The organism is Streptomyces sp. NPDC004629, assembly GCF_042873595.1.
Lineage (GTDB): Bacteria > Actinomycetota > Actinomycetes > Streptomycetales > Streptomycetaceae > Streptomyces.
The window spans coordinates 134,581-152,209 of the sequence record NZ_JBIALO010000023.1 but is presented as its reverse complement, the minus strand read 5'-3'; the positions used below and the strand labels follow the sequence as shown (position 1 = coordinate 152,209).

The 17,629-nt window shown below is 70.2% G+C and carries 15 protein-coding genes and 1 pseudogene; 10 read left to right on the top strand and 6 right to left on the bottom strand.

Annotation, left to right across the window (positions count from 1 at the left end; all coding sequences use genetic code 11):
* Positions 1 to 213 (bottom strand): glycosyltransferase family 2 protein (locus ACFYTE_RS30350; protein ID WP_388717253.1); only part of this gene is annotated, 213 nt, incomplete at its 3' end.
* Between the two features lie 387 nt (positions 214 to 600).
* The gene (locus ACFYTE_RS30345; protein WP_388717250.1) at positions 601 to 3,279 is read right to left on the bottom strand and encodes an SdrD B-like domain-containing protein; all 2,679 of its coding nucleotides are present in this window, start codon (positions 3,277 to 3,279) and stop codon (positions 601 to 603) included.
* A gap of 372 nt (positions 3,280 to 3,651) precedes the next feature.
* Between ACFYTE_RS30345 and ACFYTE_RS30340 the strand changes: the two genes are divergently transcribed.
* A complete protein-coding gene (locus ACFYTE_RS30340) occupies positions 3,652 to 4,518 on the top strand; it encodes a hypothetical protein (RefSeq protein ID WP_388717247.1) in 867 nt (288 codons plus the stop codon).
* Between the two features lie 252 nt (positions 4,519 to 4,770).
* Here the strand turns inward: ACFYTE_RS30340 and ACFYTE_RS30335 are convergent, their stop codons facing one another.
* Positions 4,771 to 5,922 (bottom strand): nitrous oxide reductase family maturation protein NosD, encoded by a 1,152-nt coding sequence (locus ACFYTE_RS30335; protein ID WP_388717244.1) that lies wholly within the window; start codon positions 5,920 to 5,922, stop codon positions 4,771 to 4,773.
* A gap of 327 nt (positions 5,923 to 6,249) precedes the next feature.
* Here ACFYTE_RS30335 and ACFYTE_RS30330 point away from each other — a divergent pair, with 327 nt between their 5' ends.
* The 5 genes from ACFYTE_RS30330 (at position 6,250) to ACFYTE_RS30310 (ending at position 10,405) form a co-directional block, all read left to right on the top strand.
* Positions 6,250 to 7,356: a Dyp-type peroxidase gene (locus ACFYTE_RS30330; protein ID WP_388717241.1), complete on the top strand. Its 1,107-nt coding sequence runs from the start codon at positions 6,250 to 6,252 to the stop codon at positions 7,354 to 7,356.
* A gap of 139 nt (positions 7,357 to 7,495) precedes the next feature.
* A complete protein-coding gene (locus tag ACFYTE_RS30325) occupies positions 7,496 to 8,359 on the top strand; it encodes an SGNH hydrolase domain-containing protein (RefSeq protein WP_388717238.1) in 864 nt (287 codons plus the stop codon).
* Positions 8,356 to 9,609: an acyltransferase family protein gene (locus tag ACFYTE_RS30320; protein ID WP_388717235.1), complete on the top strand. Its 1,254-nt coding sequence runs from the start codon at positions 8,356 to 8,358 to the stop codon at positions 9,607 to 9,609. Before ACFYTE_RS30325 ends, ACFYTE_RS30320 begins: the two co-directional genes overlap by 4 nt.
* Before the next feature lie 173 nt (positions 9,610 to 9,782).
* Entirely contained in the window at positions 9,783 to 10,028 is a 246-nt protein-coding gene (locus ACFYTE_RS30315) for a hypothetical protein (protein WP_388717232.1), read from the top strand.
* A complete protein-coding gene (locus ACFYTE_RS30310; RefSeq protein ID WP_388717229.1) occupies positions 10,028 to 10,405 on the top strand; it encodes a fic family toxin-antitoxin system, toxin component in 378 nt (125 codons plus the stop codon). The genes ACFYTE_RS30315 and ACFYTE_RS30310 overlap by 1 nt, the downstream gene beginning before the upstream one ends.
* 86 nt (positions 10,406 to 10,491) lie before the next feature.
* On the opposite strand, the gene ACFYTE_RS30305 is transcribed toward ACFYTE_RS30310, so the two are convergent.
* Complete coding sequence (locus ACFYTE_RS30305; protein ID WP_388717226.1) at positions 10,492 to 11,349, bottom strand: LysR family transcriptional regulator; 858 nt, start codon at positions 11,347 to 11,349, stop codon at positions 10,492 to 10,494.
* Between the two features lie 70 nt (positions 11,350 to 11,419).
* On the opposite strand from ACFYTE_RS30305, the gene ACFYTE_RS30300 reads away from it, so the two are divergent.
* Positions 11,420 to 11,737 carry a hypothetical protein gene (locus ACFYTE_RS30300; RefSeq protein ID WP_388717223.1) on the top strand — a complete coding sequence of 106 codons (318 nt, stop codon included), beginning with the start codon at positions 11,420 to 11,422 and terminating at the stop codon, positions 11,735 to 11,737.
* Between the two features lie 218 nt (positions 11,738 to 11,955).
* On the opposite strand, the gene ACFYTE_RS30295 is transcribed toward ACFYTE_RS30300, so the two are convergent.
* Positions 11,956 to 12,921 carry an ornithine cyclodeaminase family protein gene (locus ACFYTE_RS30295; protein WP_388717221.1) on the bottom strand — a complete coding sequence of 322 codons (966 nt, stop codon included), beginning with the start codon at positions 12,919 to 12,921 and terminating at the stop codon, positions 11,956 to 11,958.
* A gap of 101 nt (positions 12,922 to 13,022) precedes the next feature.
* Positions 13,023 to 13,325 (bottom strand): amidohydrolase family protein, encoded by a 303-nt coding sequence (locus tag ACFYTE_RS30290; RefSeq protein ID WP_388717262.1) that lies wholly within the window; start codon positions 13,323 to 13,325, stop codon positions 13,023 to 13,025.
* A gap of 404 nt (positions 13,326 to 13,729) precedes the next feature.
* On the opposite strand from ACFYTE_RS30290, the gene ACFYTE_RS30285 reads away from it, so the two are divergent.
* The 3 genes and pseudogenes from ACFYTE_RS30285 to ACFYTE_RS30275 all read left to right on the top strand — a co-directional run bounded on the left by ACFYTE_RS30285 (position 13,730) and on the right by ACFYTE_RS30275 (position 17,620).
* The gene (locus ACFYTE_RS30285) at positions 13,730 to 14,437 is read left to right on the top strand and encodes a GntR family transcriptional regulator (RefSeq protein ID WP_388717218.1); all 708 of its coding nucleotides are present in this window, start codon (positions 13,730 to 13,732) and stop codon (positions 14,435 to 14,437) included.
* Between the two features lie 751 nt (positions 14,438 to 15,188).
* A complete protein-coding gene (locus ACFYTE_RS30280; protein ID WP_388717215.1) occupies positions 15,189 to 16,586 on the top strand; it encodes a hypothetical protein in 1,398 nt (465 codons plus the stop codon).
* 336 nt (positions 16,587 to 16,922) lie between these two features.
* Positions 16,923 to 17,620 (top strand): annotated as a pseudogene (locus ACFYTE_RS30275) (SDR family NAD(P)-dependent oxidoreductase).
* Positions 17,621 to 17,629 lie beyond the last annotated feature (9 nt).

Here is a 17,629-nt window from a genome sequence, read left to right as displayed (position 1 = left end):
GCCGAGGCCGACGTTCTCGGGCAGGTGCAGCACGGTCACGCGCGGGTCGCGGGCCGCGTACTCGTCGAGGATCGCGCCGCAGCCGTCCGGCGAGCAGTCGTCCACGGCGATCACCTCGAAGTCGGTGTACGACTGCCCGAGCAGCGAGTCGAGGCACTCGCGCAGATAGCCCTGGACCTTGAAGACGGGGACGATGACGCTGAAGCGGGGCATCTGTTCTTCCTGTTGTGGTGCCGCTGTTCGGCCCGGACGGGCCGGGGGGCTTGCGAACCCGGGCTGAGAACGATCTTCCGCGGCTGTCGGTGACGGTCGCGGGCGCCGCCGTCGTGGCACCTCCGCGCCGGATACGGACGGCCCGCAGGCCGGCCGCACCGACGACTGGGCCCGCGCGATGTCCGCGCGGGCCCAGCAGAATGACCGTCACGACGACCTCGGCCCGGGGTGCCTGGCTCGTGCCCGGCAGGAGCACGAAGGCCCGGGGCGTCCCCTCCACGTCCCGGCAGTGCGGGTGCGGGCCCCCCGGGCGCCGCGTTGAAGCCGTGCGGCTTCGCTGCGGTGCCCGGGCGCCCTTCTCCCTCGGAGGCCGTGGTCGGGCCGTTGTTACAGCGGCGTCGCCTCGGCCCGGCGGCGGCGGATCAGGAGGAAGCCGCCGAGGGCTGCCGCGGCGGCTGCGCCACCGATGGCCGGGTTGATGACCGGGATCTCGGGGACCTCGGTCGGCCAGCAGGAGTCATTGTTGTCGGGGTTGGGGTCGGGCTCCGTACCCTTGACGTTGACGCAGTTTTTCAGCACGACCGTCTGCGCGGGGTAGGGCGCGTCGGCGCGGACGGTGATGGTGTGGCTCTCACCGACCGCCAGCGGCCCGCCGGAGCAGGTCAGTTTGCCGGCGGCGATACCGCAGTCCGCGTTGGAGGTGCGGGCGTTGGTGATCCCCTCGGGCAGCGGGTCGGTGATGGTCCAGCGCGTGGCGGTGTTCGGCCCGTTGTTGGTGACGATGATCTGGTACTCGATCTCCTCGCCCGGGTTGACCTTGGCCGGACCGACCTTGATCACGGACAGGTCCGCCTGCGGGTTGGTGAAGCCGAAGTCGGCGCCGTGGTCGTTCTGTCCTGCGCCCTTCGGGGTGACCTCGACGGCCGGGAAGGGGTTGCCTGACGTCTCACCGCTGGAGTCGATCTGGTTGTTGTCGCCCTGGTTGGGCCGGGTGGGCTTCCAGCCGTCCAGGACGCCACCGGCCTGGTAGTCGCCCGGGTTGTCCATCTTGATCGTGTACGTCTTGCCGTACGGGAAGTCCTCCGGCTTGACGTTCTTGGTCACGGTGGAGTCGAAGTAGTACTCGCCCCGCTCGTTGGTGACCGCCGTACCGATCTTCTTGCCGGCCGCGTCGTACAGGTTCACCGTGGCACCCACCACCGGTTCCTCACCGGGGTCCTGGATGCCGTCCTGGTCGGTGTCCTTCCAGACCCGGTTGCCGATCTGGAGCGGTGCCTCGTCGCACAGCACCTCAAGGTCCGCGATACCCCGGGACTTGCCGAAGGCGTCGTTCAGGAAAAGGCCGTCGGTGGGGGCGGCAGTGCCGGAGAAGCGGTCGGCCCACCGCACGCCGCTACCCGTCCTGGGGATGGGGTCCATCGCGGTGAAGGGGACGGTGGTCTCCACCTTGGAGAGGGCCACACCACCCGAACTGATCTCGTGGTGGCTGCCCATGCTGTCGCCGGGGTAGAACTCCTTGACCTTCGCATCCTGTCCGGAGTTCTCGGGGGTGGCGTTGTTCTTGCAGCCGCCGTTGCCGTCCAGGACGAACATGTGGTTCCCGCCACGGCACGCCCGGTTGATGTCACCACCCTGGAACGCGGTCGTGGCCGTCCAGCCGGTGCCGGGGAAGGCGGGCAGTGCCCAGCCGGCTCGGTCGGAGAAGCGGTCGGCGAAGCCGACGACCATGTCACCGTTGCTCTCGAAGTTGATGTCGGAGAGCTCCGGCTCGGGGTTCTGGATGTAGGCGTGGCCGCAGGTCTTGCCGTCCTGGGTCCTGGGCCGGACATCGGTCCACGGGTACCAGCCCTCGCCGTTGCACACGTCATCAGGCAAGCCGGCACCGGTGAGACCACCGCGCGGGAAGTTCAGGGGCTGGTCCATGACCGTGCCGGTGAACTGGCCCGTGACCGGGTTGAAGACCTGCACGACGGCCCGCATGTCGGCCTTGCTGCCGGTGGACTGCGCGGAGCAGACGCCGCCGACGTAGACCTTGCCCTCGTTGATGCCCAGGCCGTAGGGGCGCCAGTCGCCGGGCGCGGCACAGCCCGGGTCCTTGATGGGGTAGGACGCCTTCTCCTTGGCGGCGGTGGGCTGTGTGGCGTCGTAGCGGTAGAGCCTGCGGTCGTTCATGTTGACGACGTACAGGTCCTTGCCGTCCGGGCTGACGTCCAGGTCGCCCAGCGATTCCTTGCCCACACGGGAACCGAACGCCAGGTCCATGTTGACGTTCGGCTGGTGCTGGGTGGTGCCGGGGTTGGGGACCTTGGTGAACAGCGAGGTCTGCTTGGTGGCCGGGTCGGTCCGGTAGATCGCACCCGCACCGTGGGGACCGTACTTGGTGCCCCGCTTCGCATACGCGGCGGAGAAGAGCTGCTTGGTCACCCGGTTGTAGCCGACGCCCCAGACCGTGCCCGTCTGCCCGTTGTTCGCCAGGTCCGTGACAAGACCGGGATTCTCCATGGCGTCGCCACGCGCGTTGTACGGGAAGGACGTCAGCGTACGGTTGCTGTCCGGCGCCGGATTCGCCGGCGGGATGGTCGGGTTCTGGCAGGCCGTGACCAGCGTGGCGTTCTTCTGGCAGTAGTCCTCCGGGGACCAGAACGAGGTCGTGACCTCCACGTTCTTGCCGCCGGACAGGTCCACGAACTCCACGTTCGACGACAGCACCGTCGGATCGATCAGATTGGGCCGCGCCGAGGCGAACCCGGGGAACAGCACACCCTGGTCGGGGTTCTTCACCTCGATGCGGTACTTGCCGCCGCCCAGGCTGTTGCCCGGCGTCAGCTTCACCGTGCCGTCCGCCTGCGTGGTCCCGGTGACCGACCGCCCCGCGTCATCGGTCAGCACCACCGTGACACCGGCCATACCCGGCTCAAGCGCCTGATCCCACTTGCCGTTCGCGTTCACCTCACGCACGACACGGATCGTCGCGTCGCCGTCGCCGGAGTCGGCCGCCGCCGGGGACACCGTGGCGACGACCCCGGTGACCGCGAGCGATGCGGATAACGCCGAAGCCAATGCCAAGGACATTCCGCCGGCCCACCGCCGACGTTGCTGTAACTCCATTGACCAGCCCTCTCTGTTGGCTGAGAACATTTCCCGATAAGTCTTCAGACAGATGAAGAAACGTGCGTCAATGCAACGCCCAAAAAACACTGAGACGGTGTAAGGGGGATGCGCCACGAGTGGGGGATTCCCACATTTCCCGTCAGCATCGGCGCAGCGCACGGCGGTCTCGGAACACAGCCCGCCACGCCGGACCCCGGTCTCGATGGCAAACCCGCCGCTCCACCGGCGCGGTGTTGCTGATGAGAGACGGCGCATCTGCGATAGACAGCTCACGGCCGCATCGGATTCGGCGGCTCTTTCTGCCCGTCATTCTGCGAGAGGTGACTCATGCGTAATCCGTTCGGTGCCCGTCCCGCGTTACGGCGGCTGCTGCGCCGGCCACGCGCGCGCGTCCTGGCCGTCGCGTTCGCCGTCGGACTGTCCTGCTGCGCCCTGGCATGGGCCGACGGCCACGGCGGCGCGGGAGACGGGCCGCGGGCGATCACATCGGAGGAGGCCGAGAGGCTGGCCATGTCGCGGTTCCACGCCTATGAGAACGGTCCGCACCGAGTCACCGTGAAGATCGACGACGGCGGGGACTCCTACGAGGTACGCGGCCTGATCGACTACCGCACGCACCGCGCCGTGGGGACGTACGCCGCCGGAGAGCCCGGGCCGAAACAGCAGAAGGGGCTGATCGCCTGGGACAACAGCGGTCTGGCCGTGGCCACGGACGCGAAGGGAACGTCGCCCTCGTCGAAGATGGCGCAGATCACGCGGGCCGCCGCCAAGGTACCCCACGGGAGCTGGTCACCCCGTGCCTACGCCGGATACCCCCTGGACGTCGCGCTGCGGGTGGCGATGGCCCTGGGCGCTGACCGGCCGGACAACGCCCAGTTGCTGGCCCAGTCCGGGCCCCGGCACCTGGGGGAGAGCACGCTGCGCGGGAAGACGTACACACGTATCTCCGGGCCGCGGCCGAAACCGCAGGACCGCGGTGCGGCCGGGTCCCGTTCCGGCGGCCCGGCCACACCGAGCCCCCGGCCCACCGGGACGTCCCCGCTGACGTACTGGATCGACGAGCACGGGGAACTGGGCCGCCTGGAGATCAGGAGCGGCGGCGTCGAGCGGCCCGTCACGGTGGACTTCACCGGTCACGAGGCCCGGGTGAAGGTGCCCGCGGAGCCCTGGGGGGAATCGCCCCGCGGCAAGTGACCCGGGAAGTGCCCCGGGGAGGGGCCCGGGGAGGGGTCCGGGGAGTGCTTGGGCTCTAGTGGTCGTTGCAACACCCCGGTTCAAGGGGTGCGTTGGACTTCGAGATCCGGGCGGACCGGGCTCCGCAGGGGCGTAAGAAGTTGTCCCGGGAAGGGGTCCGGGGAGCGCCCTGGGAAAGGGTCCGGGAAGGGGCCGGTCCCCTGCCCGGGCCCAGGGGACCGGACCCTTTCCAGGGATCCTGTTCGGGCAGGGTCAGTGGTGCGATTCCGGCAGACGGTAGGCCGCGGGGTCGACCTTGCCCGGCAGCCGCAGCGCGGGACGGGCGGGCGCACCGGTCGCGTCCGGCATGCCGGGCTGGGCCGGCGGCGGTGGGACGTCACGGAAGGACACCCCGGCCGGAACCGACTCAAGTGTCTGCGGCCGGCCGGCCCCGGCCAGCGCGCCGTCCTTGCCCGGACAGACGGCCAGGGAGCGGGGCAGCGGCTGCGGACTGGTGGGGGCGCGGCCGTTGTCGGCGTAGCAGTTGCCCCCGCTGCGTGCCGTCAGCACGACGAGGCCCACCTGTTCCTCGCCCACGGCGTTGCCCTCGATCCGATTGCCGCGGACCGGATACCCCTGCTCGTCCCGCAGGATGAAGGCGCCGCCGCGATTGCCCTCGACCCGGTTGCGTTCGAAGCGGTTCTGCGTCCCGCCGCCGATGCCGACCCCGATGCCGAAGCCGCCGTCGGCCTGTTCCGGGCTGCGGTCGTCGTTGTTGTCGCTGATCGTGTTCCCCGCGAACACGGCATCCTGCTGGGGCCCCAGCGCCTCCAGGTTGTTCGAGAGCACCGTGATGCCCACTCGGTTGCGGCGGACGGTGTTGCCGAGGAAGTACAGGTCCTTCGACGCGTTGGTGACTTCGATGCCCACCGCGTTGTGCTCGGTCAGGTTGTTGCGCACGACCGTGTTGCACGGCTTGCACTGGCCGACGTAGATGCCCGAGTCCGACTGCCCGGAACCGTAGGAGTGCTCGATCACACCGTCACGGGCGTCAAAGGCGTAGATGCCGTAGAGGGCGTTGTTGTGCGCCGTCACATACGAGGCCCGGAACCCGCGCAGCGGCGGGAACTTGACGGTGTCCAGGGGGTCGTATCCGGCGCCGCCGGCCCCCGATCCCTGTAGTGCCTTGTCGGTGACGCCGGTGAACAGCAGTCCGTTGGCGAGGTTGTTGCGTACGGTCAGGTTCTCCACGACCGACGCCGCACCGGTGACCGTGATGCCGTTGGTGCGTTTGAACTCGCCGTCCACCACCACCGTGGAGCGGTCGGTGCCCCGCAGCACGATCCGAGGTGTGCGGATGGTGACGCTCTCGCGGTAAACACCCGGAGAGACCAGCACCATGTCACCCGATCGGGCGGAATCCACTGCCTTCTGGATGGACGAGAACTGGCCCGGAACCCGTAAGACCGCCGACGGACCGCCGCTCGCCGGCCGGCTGTCCGATGCGGGTTGACCGCATGCCGTCTGCCCCAGCAGGGCGATCAGCAGGGCGAGGAACACGGCCGTCCGGCCCGGCGAGGTCCTGCCCGCAACCGGGACACGGCGTTTCGTGACGAAGAATCGCATGAGGCCCAGGTGTAGCGTCAGGCACGCCGCAGCAGCCGATCATCGCCTCTCTCTGCCCTCATCCGCCCAGGAGACAGCGCGCTGTCGGCACTCCCGCATGTTTCGTGTGACAACCCTGGAGCACCGGTGATCAGCACGCCGTCCGATCCTCGTCCGCCGACCCGCCGCTCCGTCCTGGCCACCACCACGGCCGTCGCCTTCCTCACCGCCGGCTGTGCGACGGAAACACGCCGACCGGCAGCGGAGAGCACCGAGGACCACGCTTCCAGAACGACCTCCGGTACCCGCGCGACGCGGTCCCGGCAGCGCGGTGTCAGCGACCCCCAGCCCCGGTATGCCGTCGTCGCCGCCCATGATCTGGTGTCCGACCTGCGGGGCCCGGACGGCACCGCCGCCCTGCGCAGGCTCCTGGACCGCTGGACGGCGCTTCCGCTGCCCGACGGCACCACCCGGACCGTGGCGCTCGGCCCCGCCCTCTACCGCAAGCTCGGTCTCGCGGCGCCCGCCCGGCTACGTGACATCCCCGCCTTTCCGCGCGACCGGCTCGACCCCGGCCGCGGCGGCGGCGACGTTCTGGTGCAACTGTGCGGTGACGATGCCGAAGCGCTGCGCGCGTTGTCCCGCCGGCTCACCACGACGGCCGCCCGGATGCTGGTGCCCCGCTGGCACGAGCGGGGGTTCTTACCCGATCACGCCCGGGGCGAGACACCCCGCAACCTCTTCGGCTTCAAGGACGGTACGGAAAACCCGTCCACGGCCGAGACGGAACAGTGGGTCTGGGACGACGACGGCAGCACGTATCTGGTCTACCGGCGCATCCACATGGACGTCTCCGCCTTCGAAGCGCTGCCGCGCGGCGGTCAGGAAGAGGTCATCGGACGCCACCGCGCCAGCGGAGCGCCGCTCGGTGCACGGCGCGAGCACGATCCGGCGGACCTCTACGCCAAGACGGCGCAGGGCCGTTACGTCATCCCCGTCGACGCCCATGTGCGCCTCGCGCATTCCCGGCTCGACGGCGGAGCCCGCATGCTGCGCCGCGGCTACTCGTACGACAACGGCGCCGACGACCGCGGTCTGCTCTTCCTCGCGTACATGCGTGATCCCGCGCTCTTCGCCCGGGTGCAGGAACGCCTCGATCTCTCCGACGCGATGAACACGTTCATCGACCACCGCGCCTCCGCCGTCGGCTATGTGCTGCCCGCCGGCGACCCGGCGTCATCGCTCGGCGGATAGGCCCGCCCGGGTGCCGGGTGCCGGGTGCCGGGTGCCGGGTGCCGTGCGGCAGCGGTCGCGGTGCGCGCCGGATCCCGCGCGGAGCGGGTGCGGCCCGTCCCGCATCGGCCCGACCTACAGAAGAAGGCGAAGGAGTCCCATGTCCACACGATCATCGCGCCGTTGGGCGGCTCTGACCGTTCCTGCTCTGCTCCTGGCGGTGGCCGGGTGCGGCGTGCTGGAATCCGGCTCCGACCAGCAAGATCCCGCGGCAGCCCCGCTGCCCTCCCCTTCGGTGACGGCTTCTCCCAGCAGTTCGCTGGGCTCGGCACCCCCGCCCGTGGGTGACGCCGAGTTGTCCCCGGCGGTCAAGGGCAGGAGCGTGCTCGTCGTCGGTGACTCCTGGGCCCGGTATTTCGGGGATGGGATGGCCAAGGTCGCCTCGGACGGAAATGTGATCGTCAATGCCGGGCTGGGTGGCTGCGGAATTATGATGCCCGACACGGTGCAAGGCGGGAAGAAGTCGCAGTCCATCTGCCTGAAGTGGCCACAGGAATGGCCGCAGTATATGAAGCAGTACAAGCCGGATGCCGTTCTGCTGCGCACCGCGAACTGGGACCTGACGCCGCAGTCCTTCGATCGGTCCGAGGTTGAACTCACCATCGAATACGCTGCCTTTCGTGAACGATTTTTCAAGAACATGGCGCGTGCCATCGATATCCTCACCCAGAACGGGACCCCCGTGTATCTGACGAACGCACGGATCGAGACGGGCGGTTGGAAGAGCACCTCTCTCAAGATGAACGAGGCTGTTCGGGAGGTGGCAGAGAGGTACAAGGACAGGGGTGTCCATCTGCTGGACCTGACGGCTCAGTTGTGCAATGACAGCGGATGCCCGTCGACCGTGGCCGGCCGCAAGCTGTACGACGACACCGGCCATCCGGCCGACTGGAGCCGTGATCGGCTCGCCACCTGGATTCTCAACATGATGTTCGCCGGTGGCTCCGCGGGCACCAGGTCATGACCGCCCTTGTTCCGGCGGTGGTCACCCGCGGCGGCGGCGCGGCACACCGGATCCGTTCCGTGGACGGCCTGCGGGCCGTCGCGGTGGCGGCCGTCATCGGATACCACGTGGAAGCGGGGCCGAGCGGCGGATTCCTCGGTGTCGACCTCTTCTTCGTCATCTCCGGATTCGTCATCACCCGGCTGCTGCTGCGGCAGAAGAAGGCGGGCACGTTCGCGATGGGGGAGTTCTACGCCCACCGCGTCCGGCGCCTGCTGCCCGCGCTTCTGTGTGTGATCCTCGCCGTCCAGCTGTGGGTGTGGACCGCGGACCTGACGTCCATGCGGTCCACCGTCAACGCGCAGTCGCTGGCGGCCCTCTTCTTCTGCGGCAACTGGTACACCATCTACGCGGACGTGGACTACTGGTCCGTCCAGCCCGACAGCGCGCCGCTGAACCACCTCTGGTCACTCGCGGTGGAAGAACAGTTCTACCTGGTGTGGCCGTTCCTCGTGGTGCTCCTCATCGGACGGAGCGCGCGCCTGCGCACACTTGCCGTCGTCGCCGGGACGGGCGCGGTCGTCTCCTACGCCCTGGCCGCCTTCCACTACATGCCGTCGCTTCCCGACCGCGCCTATCTGGGAACGGACACCCGAGCGGGCGCTCTCTGCCTCGGGGCTCTGTGCGCCTGCGTAACCGCCGTCTTCGGCTCCCGCGTGCAGCAGGCGTCCAGGAGCCGGTGGGTGCTGCCTGTGCTCGCGCTGCTGTCCGGTGGCGTGCTGGCGGCGCTGTGGAGCCATGCGGCCATCGACTCATCGTCCTTGTACGACTGGCAGCTTCCGCTGGCCGGCCTGTCCGCCGCCGTGCTCATCGGCGCCCTGACCCTCCTCGAACGCGCTCCTCGGGACACCCGTCCCCACCCGCTGGCCCGACTGGTCCTCGGGTGCATGACCGCCCGCCCGGTGGTGGCCGTCGGGTCCATCAGTTACGGCCTGTACCTCTGGCACTGGCCGGTGTGGATCTACGTCCACCGGACCTACCCCGACTGGCAGTTGTCGACGCAGCAAGTGGTGGTGTGCGCCGCATCCCTCGCCGCCGCCGCCCTGTCCTACCGTTTCGTCGAGGCCCCGGCCCGACGCGTCCGGTTGCGGGCCGTGCTGCTGTCCGTGGCCGGTGCCTCCGCGGTGATCGGCGCCTTCTGCCTCGTCACCGATCCCGTCCTGGACACCACCCCGAACGACCAGGGACCGGTGGTCTCGGGCGTGCGGTGATCCTCGTCTCCCGGTGGCCGACCGGAGGCCGTTGATCCCGCTCTTCCGTGCGGGCCGCCGGTCGGCCCAAGGGCTGCCGTTTGGCCCAAGGCTGCCGGTCGGCCCAAGGGCTGCCGGCCGGGGGCGGGTGAACGGGCTTCCGGCCGTCTGGTAACACTTGCTACCATGTCGCCATGTCGAAGACTCAGTGGGGTGCCCGCGTCGACGATTCGGTCAAGGAACTCGCCGCGATCCGGGCGAAGGAACGCGGTCTGAGCATCGGCGACTACATCGCCGAGCTGGTCCGCGAGGACGTCGCCGGGCTGCGCAAGCGGGGCCTGGACGCCGCCCGCACCTTCCTCGACGAGTACCAGAGCGTCTTCGACGAGGCCGAGGAAGCGGACCGCCAGGCCAAGCCCAGGGGGGCCCACGCCGCGTAATGGATCTGCACATCGACGTCCCCTGGATCCTGCAGGTCGCCGAACTCGCGGGCGCGGCGGACCCCGCGCCCGAGGACTACGGCATTCCGGTCGCCGCGGTGGCATGCCATCGGGCCGAGCTGCTTGAGCAGCCCGTTTACGACGGCCCCTACGCCCGTGCCGCCGCCCTGGTCCATGTGCTCGGCCGGTGCCGCTGGCTGGAGCGGTCCAACCTGGCCGTCGCCGCGGCCACGGGTGTGATGTACCTGGAGGCGTCCGGCATCCCGGTCAAGCCCGGCTACCAGGACGCCGTCGCCCTGCGCGACCTGCTGCGCGACCGCTCCTGCACCGCGGCGCGCATCGCAGAACTGCTCCGCGGCTGGCCGCGCGCCGCCTGACACGAACAGGGACCGCCGCCGTGCTCCGCTCGGACGGCCCGGCCTCCTGATCACCCGGTTCGGGGAGACTGGGAGCCACGACACGGTCAAGGACTCGTTCCACGGATCGGCTGTCGGGTGAGTGCGGCGGTCACGAACGACATGACCAGCGGCCGCCGGTCCTGCTCGTTCCAGGCGAGCACGAGGCGGCTGGGCGGTGCGTCGGTCACCGGGACACGGACCAGGCCGGCCGGGACCGCTTCGACCAGTGAGCGGGGCAGCACCGCGATCATCCGGCTCACCGCGATCATGTGGAGCATCTGGACCACATCGGCGACCTCGGGGCCGGTGCCGTCTCCCCCGGGGGCCCCTTTCCAGCACGGCAGTGTCTCCCCCTCAAGGTCGGACATGCGCACCGAGGTGTGCCCGGCAAGCCGGTGCCCGGACGGGACGATGACCACACGGTCCTCGGTGTGCAGGGTCTCGTGGGCCAGGCCGTCGAGGTCGTCGAACGGCGCGTAGAGCAGGCCGACGTCGGCGCGGCCGTCGCGCAGGAAGTCGGAGCGGTCGGCGGGGCCGCTGAACAGGATGTCCACTCGGCGGGCGTCGGGCTGATGGGCGTACTCGGCGAGGATCCCGGACAGCAGCCCGGCGTCGCCGCCGGGCTTCAGCACGAGCCGCAGATGGGCCTGCGGGTCGCCGGCGCGCCGGGCGCTTCGGACGGCGGCGCTGACCGCGTTGAGCGCATGCCGTCCGTGTTCCTGCAGTGCCTCCCCGGCCGGGGTCAGCCCGACATGCCGGCTGGAGCGGATGAGCAGCTGTACGCCGAGCCTGGTCTCGATCCGCCGGATCGCCTTCGACAGGGCCGGCTGGGCGATCGAGAGCCGGACGGCGGCCCGGCCGAAGTGCAGCTCGTCGGCGACTGCGATGAAGTACTCAAGCTCGCGGGTCTCCAGTTCGATCATGCCTGTAGGTTATCGCTGAAGAGCGAGCGGGTCTTGGACACCGAGGGCGCACGCCATCAAGAATTGGCGCATGATCAGCCACACGATGATTGTTTCCTTCGAACAGCCGCTGCCCGCCGCCGAACTCGACCAATACCTCGCAGACATCGAACGGGTCATGCTTGACACCGGTCTCGTGCAGTCGGTGGTAGCCCGGCGCCATCTCCCCATCCCCGGTGAGGAGGCCATCCCGGCGCTGATCGCGACCGCGATCGTGCAGTTCGCCCTGACCGACCTGGACGCGTTGGCGAAGGCGTTCACCGCGCCCGGCCTGCACGAGGTCATCGACCACTGGCAGTCGCGGCACCCGTACAAGGTCGCCTGGGCGAACCACGAACCGCTGGCATGAGCGACGTTTCCGCAAAGGACGACCCCCGCGCCAGCGTCAATGCCTACCTGGCGACGGGCCGCCTGCCGCCGAGGACGTGACCTGCGCCCGCGACCAGGACATGGCCTCGCCCTTCTCCTCGCGGAACGTGCACGCCACCTCGGCGGCCCGCTGGGCGAGGACGCCGCCGGCGCCGACGAGCCTGACGCCGGTCCGGATATCCCATGTCAGCTTGTCCGTCAGGGGAGTTCGGCCGGTGGGACGGTGGTCGGCGCTTTGCTGGTGCGGGTCGGCAGGGACTCCCATACCGCCTGGGCGATGGCGAGATCCTGCCAGCCCATGCCGACGCTCTTGTAGACGGAGATCCCCTCGTCCCCGCGCAGCCCGGCGAGATCGCCGAAGTCCCTCAGACGCGCGGGGGCCAGGGCGCCGTCCTCGACGGCCTGCATGATGTCGCCCGCCTCCTGCAGCGCGGTGTGCCGGTGTTCTACGAGGACGAGGGAGGCACGGGAGAAGACGCTGCCGTCGAGTTCGCGTGCGTCCGGCGTGTGGGAGCCCACGGCGACGACGAACGCGTGGTCGGCGAGGTCGCCGCCGTCGAAGACGGGCGTCGTCGACGTGGTCGCACACACGACGATGTCCGCGGACGCGACGTCCGTGCGCTCGCCGGCCCGCACATCGACGCCCGATCCTCCGAGCCGTTCGCACAGCGCCGCCACCCGCTCCGGGCGGCGGCCCACGATCCGCACCGTGTCGATCGTCCGCACCGCGCGCACCGCCTCGATGTGTGCCTCGGCCTGCGGGCCCGCCCCGAAGACGACCAGACGGCGCGCCTTTTCCGGGGCCAACTCCCGTACCACGAACGCGGATTGACCGGCCGTGCGAATGGTGGTGAGCGCCGTGCCGTCGAGCACGGCGAGCGGCGCCAGGGTGCGCGCGTCGAACAGTGTGTACAGGGCCTGGATCCGGGGCAGCCCCTGTTCCGGATTGCGCGGTGCCACGCCGACGATCTTCACGCCCACCGTCTCGCTGCCCGCCGCCGGCATCAGCAGCAGTTCGCCGTTGTCCAGCGGGACGTTGGAGCGCTCGGTGAAGCCGCCCTCGGCGTAGGCGGGTGCCAGTGCCCGGCCCAGTGCCGCGATGGCCGTGGGCCACGACAGCAGGTCGGTGAGCAGGGCGGAGTCGACGTAGGGAAGGGCGCGCATGGGGCGGATCCTAGAAGGAGAGGCGCCGGTGGGCCGCGGAGCGTCCGGGCGGCGGTGGGCGGGATGGAGGTGAGGGACGGTGGGAAGTCTCCCAGCCGGCGTCAGGGGCGGCGGAGGAGCTTTCCGGCCTGGATCACATACGCCGTACGTGCCGTGCCGATGATCTCGGGATCGGTGGCGGCGTCGCCCTCGTAGACGACGAGGTAGGCCTCCTCGCCGGGCTCGATGGCGCCGGCCCGGTCGGCGATGCCCGGCGACCGGGCGTTGTGCCGGGTCGAGGACTCGACGGCGGCGGGCAGCCCGATCAGCCGGGCCATCAGACAGATCTGCCGCGCCCTGGTGCGCTGTTCGGTCCCGATCAGGTCGGCGCCCGAGCCCAGGGGCACACCCGCCTCGTGGAGCATCCGCACCGACCGCTCCTGGACAGCCGAGGTTTGACATGTGACATAGCAACGGCCCCGTTAGACCGGTAGGGTCGGGGTTGGTGAGACATCGACGTAACAATCTCGTTGCCGCCTCGGCGCTCCGCAGCTCCCGCCCCGGGGCCGGCCCGGGCTCATGCAGGATGGCTCACGATCAGCCTGTGCCGTGGTGCCGTCGGCGTGGAAACTGTCGGTCACTGCCGGCCCGTGCGCGGGAGGGGGGTATGCATCGTGGGTGACCGTTCGACCGATACGGAGCCGAACCCGGCACCGACCACGTCCGGCGGGCGGCGGACAGCCACCCCGGGAACCGTATGCGCGACGGGCGTCACCTTATGACCGACGCGTGCATTGCACTTGCCGACGACCAGGAGAAGCATTCCGATATGTCTGTAACCACCGACGCGGGTGAGCCGTTCGCGGCGCTGCGCCCGCGCGAGTCCCTCAGGGACGCGACGGTCCGCACGCTCCACGCCGCCGTCATCTCCGGCTACCTGCGGCCCGGTTCGGTGTACTCGGCCCGTGCGCTCGGAACGCAGCTCGGGATCTCGGCCACCCCCGTCCGCGAGGCGATGCTGGACCTGGTCAAAGAGGGCCTGGTGGAAGCCGTCCCCAACAAGGGCTTCCGCGTGGTCCAGCTGACCGAGCGCGAACTCGACGAACTCAACGAGCTACGGCAGCTGATCGAGGTCCCCACCGTGCGTCGCATCGCGCTCAAGGGCGTCGACGACCCCGCCGGCATCGCCGAGTTGCGCGCGCTGGCCGAGGAACTGGTCCGCAGCGCACGGGAGAAGGACTTCATCGCCCACCACGTGGCCGACCTCCAGTTCCATCTCAAACTGCTCGCCTACGCGGGCAACGAGAACCTCGTCCTCACCGTGCACAACCTGCGCATCCGCTCGCGCCTGTACGGCATGCCCAAACTCGCCGACCGCGGTCGGCTTCTGGCCACCGCGCAGGAGCACGCCGAACTGCTCGACCTGGTCACCGCCCGCAGGGCGGACGAGGCCGAGGAACTGATGCGCAGACACATCGGACATGTGCGCGGCGTCTGGGCCACCGGCGAGGACGGCGCCCCACAGGCGGGGGACTGACACCTCGGGCGCCGCCGGGCCGCCCCCACCGACCACCGACCGCCGCTGCAGCCGTCGGCACCGGATCGTGCGACGACCACGCCCCGGACACCGACGCCACGGTCCCCGCCCGCGGCCCCGCCCCCGGCCGCGCCCGCGGTGGGGTGGGGTGGGGGAGGCGCGGCGGCGTGTGTTGCGGCAGCGTGTGCGCGGGGCGGCCGCGTGCGCGTGTGGTCGCGTACCCGGGTCACGATGTCGCCGAGGTGGCGCAGGCCGTCGTCGGTCAGGGCCCGAACAGTAGGCGGCGGGGCGGCTGGACGTCGCCGGGCGGGACCCGCTGGAAGAGGGCCGGGCCGTCCGTCGGTGAGGGCGACGGCAGCCGCGCGGTCGTCGTCGGGGCCGGTGCCGCGGGTGATCAGGCCGGCCGGCGTCGCTCTTGAGGCCGGGCAGGCCCCCTGGCCAACGGCGCGGGCGGGGCGTTCGTCAGCGGCACCACTCCCGGACCCGAGGACGCCGGCCGCGGTGTGCGCGGTGCGGGTCTTCGGCCGTAGCGATGTCCCCTGGCCGACCCGCACGACACCGGCTCGGCAGGCACCGGGCCGTGAACCGCGATCTCTTCGTGTGAGCCACGGTCCCGCAGCGCTGTCGGTGGTCTTTACATCTGGGTGGGAATGTCTCAAAGATGGCTGGCAGACGGGACATTCCGTCCCGCATGCTATGTGACATCCGATAGAGCAGATACGCGACGCCCCCCACGGACAAGGAGGCTTTGGTGGCCCGTCGCCATCAGCGCAACGCACTGCTCGCGGCTCTGCTGGCCGAGGCCGACTGGGGTGCGGCCGACCTGGTACGAGCCATCCATCGCGTAGGCCGCGCCGAAGGCCTGGATATTCACTACGACCGCACCGCGGTGGCCCATTGGCTTGCCGGATCCCGCCCGAAGGCCCCCGTTCCCGAACTGGTCGCCGAGGCGCTGACCCGCCGCGTCGGACGGCTGGTCCGGGCGGTCGACACGGGTCTCCTCCCGGGGGCCGATCCACAGGAACAAGACGTTCACGCCGCAACGGTGTCGACGCGGGAGAGCGCCGCGCACCGGCTGGTGGCCCTCGGCAGGATCGATGCCGATCCCACCCGCAGGGCCCGGCTGCTGGCCCTCGTCTACCGGCAGTTCCTGGTGGACACCGGCCGTGGTGCCGGTTCCCCGACCGTCCCGCGGCAACGCACGGTGACGACCCTGTCGGTGCCCCGGCAAGGACTGTGGACCACCACCGCCGACGTGGAACTCCTGCGTGCCATGGTCGCCTCGTTCGCCTCGTGCGCCGCCCAGTTCGGCGGCGGCCACGCCCGCGCCGCGCCGGCCGCGTACGTGGCCGACGACGTGGGCCGGATGCTGACCTCGGCTACACCGTCCGACCAGCGGACGGAAATGATGACGGTGCTCGCCCAACTCACCCATGTGCTGGGCAACATGACCGTCGACGCCGGACACCACGGGCTCGCGCAGCGCTACTATCTGCTGGCTCTGCAGATCGCGGCCGAAGCGGGAGACCGCCGGGGCCGGGCCATCGCGTTGCGGGCGATGAGCGTCCAGGCCACCCAGCTCGGGGCCCGACGGTACGCGGCCGAACTCGCGGAGGCCGCCGTCGACGCCGCCGGGCTCTCCTGCGACGGGGATCTGCAAGCCTTTCTTTTCGCGCAGCGAGCCCATACGCGCGCCCTCACTCAGGACTCCCGCGGTGCCCTGAAAGACCTGGCCGCCGCCGAACGCAATCTGGAGCGGACCTCGGGAAATTCAGGGCCGTTCGCCTCCTACCCGAAGGCAGGATTCGCCTATCAGCGGGGCCAGACGCTTTACATGCTGGGAGAAACCTCGGCCGCGCTGTCCGCCCTCAGCTATGCGGCGCAGCGGCGGGCGCCCCATGAACGCCGGGTGCGGGCCCTCACCCACGCGCGGTTCGCCGAGATCCTGCTGGAACTGGGCCGGGTCGAGGAGGCGTGCACCCACGTGGCCGCGTTCGCCGACGACTACCCGCTGCTCCGCTCCCATTGGGCCGTCCTGGCGCTGAAAACGCTGCGTGCTCGTCTCGCTGCGTTTCCCCGGGTGCGGCGGGCGGTCGCCCTGCTGCAGCGGCTGAGGGAACTGGAGGCCGGAACACCGCCGGCCAATTAGGGCGCCCCCGTCCCGCGGTGGGGCGGGGGATCCTTCCGAATGTGTCTCGGCGGGGATTCCGATGCGCCTCGCGTTGTTCTCGCCGGATTACCCGGTTGCCCGGCGGCTTCGGATGCGTCGGCCAGCGCGGCACGAGAAAGGGCAGCGACTAAATCATCTAACGGGTCGTTCATACGGGGTGTATGACCACGTCTCATGAAATTCTTAGCCAGCTTTTCACACTGTTCAACCGAATAGCGTAGGTCAATGGTCGCAGTTACCTGCGCCCTTCGGACTAGGACGCCCAGGAACTGCGGGCTTGAGTCTCTCCCCGGGGGAGGGTCCAGGGTCGCGGTCATGAGCAGCAATGATCTCGACGGACGGCTTGCCGTGGTGGCGGGCGGCAGCAAGGGACTGGGGCTGGCGACGGTACACCGGCTCCGGGACGCCGGGGCGCGGGTCGTCACCCTGGCCCGTACGGCGCCGGGGACGGCCGATCCCCATTTCGTATCGGCCGATCTGAGCACGCCCGAGGGGCCGCGTCGGCGGCCGCGGCCGTGGCGGAGCGGGGCGGCGTACCGGACATCCTGGTGCATGTCGTGGGCGGCTCCCGCGCCCCGGCCGGCGGGTACGCGGCCCTCGACGACCTGAGCTGGTACGAGGCCGCGATGCGCGACCTGGACGCGGCAGCCGGCCGGCGCTCGGTGCTCCCGCCGGGTGGCCGCTACGCGCACGAACTCTTCACCGAAGGCCACGGCCGCGCCACCGTCTACCTGCCCGCCGAGATGCCGCTGCCACCGTGCGCACCGGCCACCGTGAAAGAGCTACGGCTGCCCGAACGGTCCGCCGCCGTCGCCACCCACATCGGTCCGCACGACGACCTCGACCTCACCTACAGCGCCGTCGGCTCCTTCGCCGCACACAACGACCTGTGTTCCCAGGACGTCGTCGAGGAGATCTACCTGGTCGGCCCACGGGACACCGCCCAGCCCGACCGCTGGCGCACCCTCGTCGCCTGGCTGATCACCCCCACCCCCGTCCGCCCAGCGACGTAGAAGCGCACA

Bases quoted from the DNA above. Each gene is read 5' to 3' on its own strand.
- ACFYTE_RS30340 (WP_388717247.1), top strand. From the start codon at position 3,652: ATGCGTAATCCGTTCGGTGCCCGTCCCGCGTTACGGCGGCTGCTGCGC.
- ACFYTE_RS30325 (WP_388717238.1), top strand. From the start codon at position 7,496: ATGTCCACACGATCATCGCGCCGTTGGGCGGCTCTGACCGTTCCTGCT.
- ACFYTE_RS30320 (WP_388717235.1), top strand. From the start codon at position 8,356: ATGACCGCCCTTGTTCCGGCGGTGGTCACCCGCGGCGGCGGCGCGGCA.
- ACFYTE_RS30315 (WP_388717232.1), top strand. From the start codon at position 9,783: ATGTCGAAGACTCAGTGGGGTGCCCGCGTCGACGATTCGGTCAAGGAA.
- ACFYTE_RS30310 (WP_388717229.1), top strand. From the start codon at position 10,028: ATGGATCTGCACATCGACGTCCCCTGGATCCTGCAGGTCGCCGAACTC.
- ACFYTE_RS30305 (WP_388717226.1), bottom strand. From the start codon at position 11,349: ATGATCGAACTGGAGACCCGCGAGCTTGAGTACTTCATCGCAGTCGCC.
- ACFYTE_RS30300 (WP_388717223.1), top strand. From the start codon at position 11,420: ATGATCAGCCACACGATGATTGTTTCCTTCGAACAGCCGCTGCCCGCC.
- ACFYTE_RS30295 (WP_388717221.1), bottom strand. From the start codon at position 12,921: ATGCGCGCCCTTCCCTACGTCGACTCCGCCCTGCTCACCGACCTGCTG.
- ACFYTE_RS30290 (WP_388717262.1), bottom strand. From the start codon at position 13,325: ATGCTCCACGAGGCGGGTGTGCCCCTGGGCTCGGGCGCCGACCTGATC.
- ACFYTE_RS30285 (WP_388717218.1), top strand. From the start codon at position 13,730: ATGTCTGTAACCACCGACGCGGGTGAGCCGTTCGCGGCGCTGCGCCCG.